Below are 12,532 nucleotides of genomic sequence, written 5' to 3'. Positions count from 1 at the left end.
TCTTTATTATTTTTCAACACAGGGTCAGAGCTGACCCCCTGCCCTCACTCCACCGTCACGCTCTTGGCCAAATTGCGCGGCTTGTCTACGTCGGTGCCCTTCACCAGTGCGGCGTGGTAGCTCAGCAGTTGCAGCGATACGACGTGGAGGATTGGTGAGAGCAGGCCGTAGTGTTCGGGCATGTGCAGGATGTGCACGCCTTCCGACTGGGGGATTTCGCTGCCGGCATCGGCGAAGACGTACAGCTCGCCGCCGCGGGCCTTCACTTCCTGCAGGTTGGACTTGAGCTTTTCGAGCAGGGAGTCGGCGGGGGCGACGGCGATGACGGGCATTTCCTTGTCCACCAGGGCCAGCGGGCCGTGCTTGAGTTCGCCGGCCGGGTAGGCTTCGGCGTGGATGTAGGAGATTTCCTTGAGCTTGAGGGCGCCTTCGAGGGCAATCGGGTAGTGCATGCCGCGCCCCAGAAACAGGGCGTGATGTTTGCTGGCAAAGCGCTGTGCCCAGCCTTCGATTTCCGGTTCGAGTTCGAGCACCTTGGCGACTGCCACTGGCAGGTGGCGCAGGTGCGCAAGGTGCATGGCCTCGTCTTCGTCGGACAGGCGGCCATTGACCTTGGCGAGCGCCAGGGTCAGCAGGGCCAGGGCGGCGAGCTGGGTGGTGAAGGCCTTGGTGGAGGCAACGCCGATTTCGGGGCCGGCGCGGGTCACAAAACGCAGGGCGGTTTCGCGGACGATGGCGGACTCGGGCACATTGCAGATGGCCAGGGTCTTGTTCATGCCGAGGCTCTTGGCAAACTTGAGCGCGGCCAGGGTGTCGGCGGTCTCACCCGACTGGGAGATGACGACGACCAGGGTTTCCGGATCGGGCACGGAATCGCGGTAGCGGTATTCGCTGGCGATTTCGACCGTGCATGAAATCTTGGCGACCGATTCGATCCAGTAACGGGCGACTAGACCGGCGTGGTAGCTGGTGCCGCAGGCGAGGATCAGCACCCGGCGGGTGGCGCCGAAGATGCCGACGGCGTCGGCTCCGAAGAGTTGCGGGGAGATGCCGCCACCGCCGGCGATCATTTCGAGGGTGTTGCCCAGGGCCTGGGGCTGCTCGAAGATCTCTTTCTGCATGTAGTGGCGGTACTTGCCCAGTTCGACCGCATCGGCGGACAGGCTGGAGATGTTCACCGCCCGCTCGACCGGGGTGCCGTCCTGCAGGGTGACCCGGTAGCCGTCGAGACGCAGCTCGGCCACATCGCCGTCTTCGAGGTACACCACCTTGCGGGTGACCTGCAGCAGTGCGGCGGTGTCGGAGGCGGCGTAGTAACCGTCTTCACCAATCCCCAGCAGCAGCGGCGAGCCCTTGCGGGCGACGATGGCGCGGTTCGGGTCGGTTTCGCTGAGAACGCCGATGGCGTAGGCACCGACGAGTTCGGCGAGGGTGGCACGCACCGCGTCGAACAGGTCGGGAATGCTCTTGAGCTTGTCGTGGAGCAGGTGGGCGATGGCTTCCGTGTCGGTTTCGGACGTGAACTTGTAGCCCTTGGCCTGGAGGCCGCTGCGCAGCTCTTCGAAGTTTTCGATGATGCCGTTGTGCACCACGGCCAGACCGGCAGAAATGTGCGGATGGGCGTTGCGCTCGCTGGGCACGCCGTGGGTGGCCCAGCGGGTGTGGGCGATGCCGATTTCGGCACTGAGGCCGGTGGCATCGGCCTGGGCGGCCAGTTCGGCCACCCGCCCTACTGCGCGCAGGCGCTGCAGTTGCGGCGTCCCTTCGGTCTTCAGAACAGCCAGGCCGGCGGAGTCGTAACCGCGGTATTCAAGCTTGCGCAGCCCTTCGAGCAGCACGGGAACAATGTTGCGACGGGCAATGGCGGTGACGATGCCACACATGATCGGAAACCTCTCGTAAAAAGCCGGGCCATGGCGGCCGGGCCGGAATGAAGAAAGTCAGGCCTTTTGAGCCTTGACCGGACGCTTCCAGCCCGGAATGGAAATTTGCTTGCTGCGGGAGACGGTCAGTTGATCGGCCGGCGCATCCTTGGAGAGGGTCGTGCCGGCACCCAGTGTGGCGCCACGCCCAACACGCACCGGCGCGACGAGCTGGGTGTCGGAGCCGATGAAGACGTCGTCCTCGATGATGGTGCGGAACTTGTTGGCACCATCGTAATTGCAGGTGATGGTGCCGGCGCCCACATTGACCCGCTGGCCGATGTCGGCGTCGCCCACGTAGGCCAGGTGATTGGCCTTGGAATGGTCGGCGATGTTGCTGTTTTTGACTTCGACGAAGTTGCCCAGGTGCACGTCCTTGCCGAGCACGGTGCCCGGGCGGGTACGGGCGTAGGGGCCGATGATGCAGGCTTCGCCCATCACCGTGTCTTCGATCTGCGAATAAGCGGCAATCCGGGTGCCGGCGCCGATCTTCGCGTTTTTCAGGATGCAGTTGGCGCCAACGCGCACGCCGTCGGCCAGTTCAACACGGCCTTCGAAGATGCAGTTGATGTCGATTTCCACGTCGCGGCCGCAGACCAGCTCGCCACGCACGTCGAGGCGCGCCGGGTCGATGACGGTGACGCCGGCGTCGGTCAGGGCGCGGGCGATGTTGCGCTGATGGATGCGCTCCAGCTCGGCGAGCTGGGTCTTGTTATTGACGCCGAGGGTTTCTTCGAAGGCATCGGGCTGGGTGGTGATGACTTGCAGGCCATCGGCCACCGCCATGGCGATGATGTCGGTGAGGTAGTACTCGCCCTGGGCGTTGTCGTTCTTCAGGTTGCCCAGCCAGGCGCGCAGGCGCTCGACCGGGGCGGCGAGAATGCCGGTGTTCACTTCCTGCACGCGGCGCTCTTCAGGGCTGGCGTCCTTCTCTTCGACGATGCGCGTCACCTTGCCGGCGCCATCGCGCAGGATGCGGCCATAGCCGGTGGGATCGTTCATATTCACGGTGAGCAGCGCCAGCTGACGTTCGCCGGCGGCCGCCATCAGGCGCTGCAGGGTCGGCACGCCGATCAGCGGCACATCGCCATAGAGGATCAGCGCGATGTCGCCGTCTTCGACCAGCGGCATGGCCTGCTGCACTGCATGACCGGTGCCCTGGGGCGGATCCTGCCGGGCCCAGGCCAGATCGGGCGCATCGAGCGCCTCGCGCACCACCTCGCCACCATGGCCATACACCACGACAATGCGGCGCGCTTCCAGCGTTCGCGCGGTATCCAGCACATGCGCCAGCATCGGCTTGGCAGCCAGCGGCTGCAGCACCTTGGGCAACACCGAACGCATGCGTTGGCCTTGGCCGGCGGCGAGAACGATTACTTCCATGGGAATCCCTGAATGCGGTTTGAATTTCTGTCGCGCGGATTCTAGCATGGGGGTTTTTGAAGTCTTTGCGGCGCAGTTCTCGGATAACAACTCGCCACAACCGGGGGCAGGTGATGCGACGCAACATTCCTTTGATCTAGTGCTAAAGTTCCTCAAAAGCCTTTCCGTAGAATGATGATGCTGCATTGCAAAACCTAGGAAACCCATGACTACCGAAGCTCGCGATTTCATCCAGAACCGGACCTTCGACGAAATTGCCGTCGGCGACTCCGCACATCTGGTCCGCACCCTCCGGCCCGAGGACATCCACCTGTTTGCGGTCATGTCGGGGGATGTGAATCCGACCCACGTGGACCCCGAATTCGCCCGTTCCAGCCAGTTCCGCGAAGTCGTCGGCCACTCCATGTGGGGCAGTGTGCTGATTTCTTCCATCCTCGGCACCGAATTCCCCGGCCCGGGCACCGTTTATGTGGGCCAGACCCTCAAGTTCTGGCGCCCGATCACCATCGGCGACACGCTGACGGTGACCATAACCTGTACCCAGCGCTTTGAGCACAATCATCATCTGCTGCTCGACTGCCAGTGCGTCAACCAGGACGGCCTGAAGGTCATCGACGGCACGGCCGAGGTGATGGCGCCGACCCAGAAGATCAAGCGCCTGCGCATGGCCATGCCGGGAATCACCATTTCCGACCGCCAGCAGCGCTACCTGCATGTGCTGGAGCTGACCAAGGGCATGGAGCCGATTCCGATGGCGGTCGCCCACCCCTGCGACACGGAATCCCTGCGCGGCCCGATGCAGGCCCGCGACGCCGGCCTGATCATTCCCGTGCTGGTCGGCCCGGAGAGCAAGATCCGTGAAGTGGCCGAGCGCGAAGGGCTCGATCTGCGCGGCGTGCGCATCATCGACGTGGCCCACAGCCACGCTTCGGCCGAAACCGCCGTGCGCCTGGCGCGCAGCGGCGAAGTCGAAGCCCTGATGAAAGGCTCCCTGCACACCGACGAACTGATGAGCGAAGTCGTCGCCAAGGAAACCGGCCTGCGCACCGCACGCCGCATTTCCCACGTGTTCATGGCCGACGTGCCCACCTACCCGCACCCGCTGCTGATCACCGATGCGGCCATCAACATCGCCCCGAGCCTCGAAGACAAGGTGCACATCATCCAGAACGCCATCGAACTGGCGATCATGATGGGCGTGCCCGAACCCAAGGTGGCCATCCTGTCGGCCGTCGAAACGGTTAACGTCAAGATCCGCTCGACCCTCGATGCGGCGGCCCTGTGCAAGATGGCCGACCGCGGCCAGATCAAGGGCGGCATCCTCGACGGCCCGCTGGCCTTCGACAACGCGATTTCCCTCGTCGCCGCCAAGACCAAGGGCATCCGCTCCGCCGTCGCTGGCCAGGCCGACATCCTGGTTGTGCCCGACCTCGAATCCGGCAACATGCTGGCCAAGCAGCTCGAATACCTCGCCGATGCCCTGATGGCCGGCGTGGTGCTCGGCACCCGCGTGCCGATCGTGCTCACCAGCCGTGCCGATACCGCCGAAACCCGTACCGCCTCCTGCGCCATCGCGCAGTTGATGGCCCACAAACGTCGCCAGGGAGTCCGTGTATGAAAGCAGTCCTGATCCTCAATGCAGGTTCGTCGAGCCTGAAGTTCGCCCTTTTCCCGATGACCCCGAAGCTGGCCGACATGCCGCGCCTGTCGGGTCAGGTGGAAGGCATCGGGGCCGAACCCCTGATGTCCGCCAAGGATGCCAACAGCGGCGAACGCTTTACCGAGGCCCTCGCCGTACCACCGGATACCGATGTGAACGGTCAGCACCGTCTGGCGCTGGAGTTCATCTTCGCGTGGATCAACCGGCACAGCCCCGGCGTTGAAATCGTCGCGGCCGGCCACCGCATCGTGCATGGTGGCGATCACTACGGCGCCCCTGTGGTGCTCACCCCGGAAGTGGTGGCCGAGCTCGAAACCCTGATCCCGCTGGCGCCGCTGCACCAGCCCCACAACCTGCGGGCCATCAAGTCGCTGTTCTCGCTGATGCCCGACGTCAAGCAGGTCGGCTGTTTCGATACCGCCTTTCACCGCACCCGCCTGCCGGTGGCCGAACGCTTCCCGGTGCCGCGCGCCCTCTTCAATGAAGGCGTCAAGCGCTACGGCTTCCACGGTCTGTCCTACGAATACGTGTCGCGCCAGTTGCCGGACCTGCTCGGTGAAGAGAAGGCCCGCGGCGGCATCATCATCGCCCACCTGGGCAACGGCGCCAGCATGTGCGCCCTGCGCGACGGCCTGTCCCGCGACACCAGCATGGGCTTCACCGCTGTCGATGGCCTGATGATGGGCACCCGCACCGGCAGCCTCGACCCCGGCGTGATCCTGCACCTGGTCGAACAAAAGGGCATGGACGCCAAAGCGCTCAGCAACCTGCTTTACAAGCAGTCCGGCCTGCTCGGCGTGTCCGGCATCAGCCAGGACATGCGCGTCCTGCTCGAATCCGACGAGGATTCAGCGAAGGAAGCCGTCGAACTCTTCTGCTACCGCGCCGCCTGCATGGTCGGCCAGTTGTCGATGGCCTCTGGCGGCCTGGAAGCACTGGTGTTCACCGGCGGCATCGGCGAGCACGCCGCCCCGATCCGCGCCCGCATCGCCGAATGGCTGGCGTGGACCGGCCTGCACCTCTACCCGGCTGCCAACCAGCGCCACGCCACCCGCATCCACACCAAGGACAGCAAGGTGGAAGTGCTGGTGGTGCCGACCAACGAGGAATGGATGATCGGCCACCACGCGGTAAACCTGCTCGGCCTCGGCTGAACCCGCCAAAAACAAAAAGGCCCGGAAATTTCCGGGCCTTTTTGCTTGAAGCGACTACCTGATCAACGCGGCAGAACCGACGAGCCCATCAGGAAGGTATCGACTTCACGCGCGGCCTGACGGCCTTCGCGGATTGCCCACACCACCAGCGACTGACCACGCCGCACGTCACCGGCAGCGAAGACCTTGGCCACGTTGGTGGCGTAGCAGCCTTCACCATCGGTGGTCGCCTTGGCATTGCCACGGCCATCCTTGTCGACGCCAAAGGCTTCGAGCAGGGAGCCCACCGGATTGGTGAAGCCCATGGCGAACAGCACCAGATCGGCCGGCAGTTCGCGCTCGGAACCCACCACTTCGGACGGCTTGCCGTCCTTCCATTCGAGTTCGACAGTACGCAGCGCCTTGACCTTGCCGTTTTCACCGATGAACTCCTTGGTGGAAACCGCAAACTCGCGCTGGCAGCCTTCCTCGTGGGAGGAAGAAGTACGCATCTTGATCGGCCAGTACGGCCAGGTCAGCGGACGGTTTTCTTCCTTCGGCGGCTCGGGCATCACTTCGAACTGGGTCACGGATGCAGCACCGTGACGGTTGGAGGTGCCGACGCAGTCGGAGCCGGTATCGCCGCCGCCAATCACGATGACGTGCTTGCCGGTCGCGGAGATCGGGTTCTTGCTGTCGCCAGCGACTTCCTTGTTCTGCGGAACCAGCAGTTCCAGCGCGAAATGCACGCCGGCCAGCTCGCGGCCCGGAACCGGCAGGTCACGGGGCACTTCGGAACCGGCGGCGAGGATCACCGCATCGAACTCGGACTTGAGCTGATCGGCAGTCACCACTTCGACGGCGTCGTCGTTGATGCCGGTCGTGCCGGGCTTGGCGCCGACACAGACCTTGGTGCGGAAGCTCACGCCTTCGGCTTCCATCTGCGCAACGCGACGGTCGATGTGCGACTTCTCCATCTTGAAGTCAGGGATGCCGTAGCGCAGCAGGCCGCCGATACGGCTGCTCTTCTCGAACACGGTGACATCGTGACCAACGCGGGCCAGCTGCTGGGCAGCAGCCAGGCCGGCCGGGCCGGAACCGACGACGGCAACCTTCTTGCCGGTCTTGGTCTTCGGCGGCTGGGGCAGGACCCAGCCGTTTTCCCAGGCCTTGTCGATGATCGCGTGCTCGATCGACTTGATGCCGACGGCTTCGGTGTTGATGTTCAGCGTGCAGGCGGCTTCACAGGGCGCCGGACAGATGCGGCCGGTGAAGTCGGGGAAGTTGTTGGTCGAGTGCAGAACCTCGATCGCCTCCTTCCAGTTGCCGCGAAAAACAAGATCGTTCCAGTCGGGAATGATGTTGTTGACCGGGCAACCGCTGTTGCAGAACGGCACGCCGCAATCCATACAGCGGGCGCCCTGCTTGGCGGCCTCTTCGTCCGTCAGGTGATCGACGAACTCCTTGTAATGCTTGAGACGCTGCTCGACCGGGGCGTAAGCCTCGGAAAGACGCTGGTACTCGAGAAACCCGGTTGGCTTGCCCATGTTACGCGGCCTCCAGTTCTGACTGTTGTTGCGCGGCCATTTCGGCCAGCGCGCGACGGTATTCGTGCGGCATCACCTTGACGAACTTCGCGCGGAAGGTCGGCCAGTCGGCGAGGATGGATTTGGCGCGTTCGCTGCCGGTGTAGGTGGCGTGACGTTCGATCAGCATCTTGAGCAGGGCTTCGTCAGCCATGCCCAGGTGACGCACATCGACGCGGCCGTGGCCTTCGAGTTCGTCGCCGGACTCGGAACCCTTGCGGGCAGCCAGTTCGTCCTCGACCGGCTCCAGGGCCACCTGGGCCATGTTGCAGCGGGACTCGAAAGTACCTTCTTCGTCGAACACGTAGGCGACACCACCGGACATGCCCGCCGCGAAGTTGCGGCCGGTCATGCCGAGCACCACCACGGTACCGCCGGTCATGTATTCGCAGCCGTGGTCACCCACGCCTTCGACAACCGTCGTCGCACCGGAGTTACGCACCGCGAAGCGCTCGCCTGCCACGCCGGCGAAGTAGGCTTCGCCTTCAGTGGCGCCGTAAAGCACGGTATTGCCGATGATGATGTTGCTCTGGGTCTCGCACTTGAAGCCCGCTGCCGGGCGCACGATGATGCGGCCGCCGGACAGGCCCTTGCCTACGTAGTCGTTGCCTTCACCCACCAGTTCGAGGGTCAGGCCGCGAGACAGGAAGGCCGCAAAACTCTGGCCAGCCGTACCGTTGAGGCGGATATGCACGGTGTCGTCGGGCAGGCCGGCATGGCCGTACTTGGCGGCGAACTTGCCGGACAGCATGGCGCCGACAGTGCGGTTGATGTTGCGCACCGGCACTTCGAAGGACACCTTCTCGCCCTTTTCGAGGGCCGGCATGGCCAGTTCGATGAGCTTGTTGTCCAGCGCCTTGGCCAGGTTGTGGTCCTGGGTTTCGGTGTGGATACGCGGCACATCGGCGGGGACGTTGGGCAGGTGGAAGATGCGGCTGTAATCCAGGCCGCTGGCCTTCCAGTGCTCAATGCCGGCACGCATGTCGAGCAGGTCGGCACGCCCGATGAGGTCATTGAACTTGCGGATACCCAGCTGGGCCATCAGCTCGCGGACTTCTTCGGCGATGAAGAAGAAGAAGTTCACCACGTGCTCAGGCTGACCCGAGAAGCGCTTGCGCAGCGTCGGATCCTGCGTGGCCACGCCCACCGGGCAGGTGTTGAGGTGGCACTTGCGCATCATGATGCAGCCTTCGACCACCAGCGGCGCGGTAGCAAAGCCAAACTCGTCGGCACCCAGCAGGGCACCGATGACGACGTCGCGACCGGTCTTGATCTGGCCGTCCACCTGCACGCGGATACGGCTGCGCAGACGGTTGAGGACCAGGGTCTGCTGGGTTTCGGCCAGGCCGAGCTCCCACGGCGAACCGGCATGCTTGATCGACGACCAGGGCGAAGCGCCCGTGCCGCCGTCGTGACCGGCGATCACCACGTGGTCGGCCTTGGCCTTGGCCACACCGGCCGCCACGGTACCGACGCCCACTTCGGACACCAGCTTGACGGAGATGTCGGCCGCCGGGTTGGTGTTCTTCAGGTCGTGGATCAGCTGGGCCAGATCTTCGATCGAGTAGATGTCGTGGTGCGGCGGCGGCGAAATCAGGCCGACGCCCGGCACCGAGTGACGCAGGAAGCCGATGTACTCGGAGACCTTGTGGCCGGGCAGCTGACCGCCTTCACCGGGCTTGGCACCCTGGGCCATCTTGATCTGGATCTGGTCGGCGTTGACCAGGTATTCGGTGGTGACACCGAAACGGCCCGACGCCACCTGCTTGATCGACGAGCGCAGGCTGTCGCCGGCCTCGAGTTGCAGGTCACGCTCGATACGGCTGGCACCGATGATCTCGGACAGCATGGTCGGCTGGTTGATCGGGATGAAACGCTTCGGATCTTCGCCGCCTTCGCCGGTGTTCGACTTGCCGCCGATCCGGTTCATGGCCACGGCCAGCGTGGTGTGCGCCTCGGTGGAGATGGAGCCGAGGGACATGGCGCCGGTCGCGAAACGCTTGACGATTTCCTTGGCGGACTCGACTTCTTCGAGCGGCACCGGGGCACCGGCAGGCTTGAGTTCGAAGAGGCCGCGCAGGGTCATGTGGCGCTTGCTTTGATCATTGATGATCTTGGCGTATTCCTTGTACGTGTCGAACTTGCCGGAGCGGGTGGAATGCTGCAGCTTGGCGATCGCATCAGGGGTCCACATGTGCTCGTCGCCACGGACACGGTAGGCGTAGTCGCCACCGGCATCCAGCGCATTGGCGAGCACCGGGTCGGCGCTGAAGGCTTGCTGGTGCAGGCGCAGGGCCTCTTCCATCACCTCGAACACGCCGATGCCTTCCACCTGCGAAGAGGTGCCGGTGAAGTACTTTTCGACCAGCGACTTCTTGAGGCCGATGGCTTCGAAGATCTGCGCACCGGTGTAGGACATGAAGGTGGAGATGCCCATCTTGGACATGACCTTCATGAGGCCCTTGCCGACACCCTTGATGAAGTGCTTGACGTACTTGTCGGCAGTTTCGGCGTCGCCCTTGGCCAGTTCGGTAAGGGTTTCGAGGGCCAGGTAGGGGTGCACAGCTTCGGCACCAAAGCCGGCGAGCACGGCGAAGTGGTGGGTTTCACGGGCCGAGCCGGTTTCGACCACCAGGCCGGTACGCGTGCGCAGGCCCTTGGTCACCAGGTGCTGGTGGATCGCCGAGGTGGCGAGCAGCGCCGGGATGGCCACGTTGAGCGCATCGATCTTGCGATCGGAAACGATCAGGATGTTGGAGCCGTCGAGCACGGCGTTCTCGGCTTCCGCACACAGGGAGGCCAGGCGGGCTTCGACGCCTTCCTTGCCCCAGGCGAGCGGGTAGCAGATGTCCAGTTCGGCCGAACGGAACTTGTTCTCGGTGTAACGGGCGATCTCGCGCAGCTTCGCCATGTCGGCGAAGGTCAGCACCGGCTGGGTGACTTCCAGGCGGTACGGCGGGTTGATCTCGTTGATGCCGAGCAGGTTGGGACGCGGGCCGACGAAGGACACCAGCGACATGACCAGCTGTTCGCGGATCGGGTCGATCGGCGGGTTGGTCACCTGGGCGAAGAGCTGGCGGAAGTAGTTGTAGATCGGCTTCTCGCGGGCAGACAGCACGGCCAGCGGGCTGTCGTTACCCATCGAGCCGGTCGACTCTTCACCGGTCTTGGCCATCGGTTCGAGGATGAACTTGACGTCTTCCTGGGTGTAACCGAAGGCTTGCTGGCGATCCAGCATGGACGCGGCGCATTCCGGCGCGGCAACCGATTCGGGCGCAGCACAGGTGTCGAGCTTGATGTTGATGCGGGACAGCCAGTCCTGGTAGGGCTTGGCGGCGGCAAGGGATTCCTTGATCTCCTTGTCGTCGATGATGCGGCCCTGCTCCATGTCGATCAGGAACATCTTGCCCGGCTGCAGACGCCACTTCTTGACGATCTTCTCGTCGGCAAAGGGCAGCACACCGGACTCGGAGGCCATCACGACGTAATCGTCGTCGGTGACGAAGTAACGGGCCGGACGCAGGCCGTTACGGTCGAGCGTGGCGCCGATCTGGCGACCGTCGGTGAAGGCCACCGCGGCGGGGCCGTCCCACGGCTCCATCATGGCAGCGTGGTATTCGTAGAAGGCGCGACGCTTCTGGTCCATGAGGGTGTGCGATTCCCAGGCCTCGGGAATCATCATCATCATGGCGTGGGCCAGCGAGTAACCGCCCATGACGAGCAGTTCGAGCGCGTTGTCGAAGGCGGCGGAGTCGGACTGACCCGGGTAGATCAGCGGCCACAGCTTCTGCAGGTCATCACCCAGTAACGGAGAGTGCGTACCCTTTTCACGCGCGCGCATCCAGTTGTAGTTACCGCGAACCGTGTTGATCTCGCCGTTGTGGGCGATGTAACGGAACGGGTGGGCCAGATGCCAGGTCGGGAAGGTGTTGGTCGAGAAACGCTGGTGCACCAGGGCCAGCGCCGAAACACAGCGCGGATCCTTCAGGTCGGAGTAGTACTCGCCCACCTGGTCGGCCAGCAGCAGACCCTTGTAGTTGATCGTCCGCGCCGACATCGACGGCGTGTAGAACTCCTTGGAGTGCTTCAGCTTGAGGCTGCCGATGGCGTTGGCGGCACGGCGACGGATCACGTACAGCTTGCGCTCGAGGGCGTCGGTCACCATCACGTCGGGACCGCGGCCGATGAAGACCTGGCGGATCACCGGCTCCTTGGCCTTGACGGTCGGGGACATGGGCATGTTCGGGTCGGTCGGCACATCGCGCCAGCCGAGCACAACCTGGCCTTCGGCGCGGGCAGCGCGCTCGATGGCTTCCTCACAGGCGAGGCGGGAGGCGTGTTCCTTCGGCAGGAAGACCATGCCCACGCCGTAGTCGCCGGCGGGCGGCAGGGTAACGCCCTGCTTGGCCATCTCTTCGCGGAACAGGGTATCCGGAATCTGGATAAGGATGCCGGCGCCGTCGCCCTGCAGCGGGTCGGCACCAACAGCACCCCGGTGATCCAGATTCTTCAGGATTTCGAGACCCTGATTAACGATCTCGTGAGTACGGTTGCCCTTGATATGTGCAATGAAACCGACACCACAGGCGTCATGTTCGTTGGCTGGGTCGTAAAGACCCTGCTCCAGGGGAAGATCCATCTTGTTTTTCCTCGACACAACACACACCGGCACCACCATTCGGGCAGTGCCGGACATTCAAACTGCGGAAATCGCCCCGTCCGAACCGTGAAAAAGCCGGCAGATCGTGGCCAGCCGGCTACGCGCGATCCCGACGAGGAGATCGTTCAAACACATTGGGCGAGGGTCGAATATACCGCTGCAGGCGCCTGCCCTTCAAGATTTTTTTG

6 protein-coding genes are annotated in these 12,532 nt (G+C 63.9%); 2 read left to right on the top strand and 4 right to left on the bottom strand.

Going from position 1 to position 12,532, the window contains the following annotated elements:
• Positions 1-44: 44 nt before the first annotated feature.
• Positions 45-1,883, bottom strand: coding sequence for a glutamine--fructose-6-phosphate transaminase (isomerizing) (glmS, locus tag ETQ85_RS19840; protein ID WP_148580817.1), 1,839 nt, complete (start codon positions 1,881-1,883; stop codon positions 45-47).
• A 57-nt stretch (positions 1,884-1,940) separates the two neighbouring features.
• Positions 1,941-3,305, bottom strand: coding sequence for a bifunctional UDP-N-acetylglucosamine diphosphorylase/glucosamine-1-phosphate N-acetyltransferase GlmU (gene glmU / locus ETQ85_RS19835; RefSeq protein ID WP_148580816.1), 1,365 nt, complete (start codon positions 3,303-3,305; stop codon positions 1,941-1,943).
• A gap of 205 nt (positions 3,306-3,510) precedes the next feature.
• Between glmU and ETQ85_RS19830 the strand changes: the two genes are divergently transcribed.
• Together ETQ85_RS19830 and ETQ85_RS19825 are read left to right on the top strand one after the other, a co-directional pair.
• Positions 3,511-4,923 (top strand): bifunctional enoyl-CoA hydratase/phosphate acetyltransferase, encoded by a 1,413-nt coding sequence (locus ETQ85_RS19830; RefSeq protein ID WP_148580815.1) that lies wholly within the window; start codon positions 3,511-3,513, stop codon positions 4,921-4,923.
• Positions 4,920-6,119, top strand: a complete 1,200-nt coding sequence (locus tag ETQ85_RS19825; protein ID WP_148580814.1) for an acetate/propionate family kinase — start codon at positions 4,920-4,922, stop codon at positions 6,117-6,119. Before ETQ85_RS19830 ends, ETQ85_RS19825 begins: the two co-directional genes overlap by 4 nt.
• Before the next feature lie 62 nt (positions 6,120-6,181).
• Here the strand turns inward: ETQ85_RS19825 and ETQ85_RS19820 are convergent, their stop codons facing one another.
• Positions 6,182-7,645, bottom strand: coding sequence for a glutamate synthase subunit beta (locus ETQ85_RS19820; protein WP_148580813.1), 1,464 nt, complete (start codon positions 7,643-7,645; stop codon positions 6,182-6,184).
• 1 nt (position 7,646) lies between these two features.
• Positions 7,647-12,323, bottom strand: coding sequence for a glutamate synthase-related protein (locus tag ETQ85_RS19815; RefSeq protein WP_148580812.1), 4,677 nt, complete (start codon positions 12,321-12,323; stop codon positions 7,647-7,649).
• Between the last annotated feature and the right edge of the window lie 209 nt (positions 12,324-12,532).

Source organism: Zoogloea oleivorans (assembly GCF_008107625.1).
Lineage (GTDB): Bacteria > Pseudomonadota > Gammaproteobacteria > Burkholderiales > Rhodocyclaceae > Zoogloea > Zoogloea oleivorans.
Note: the sequence above shows the minus strand (reverse complement) of the source record. Positions and strands in the feature narration are given on the sequence as shown.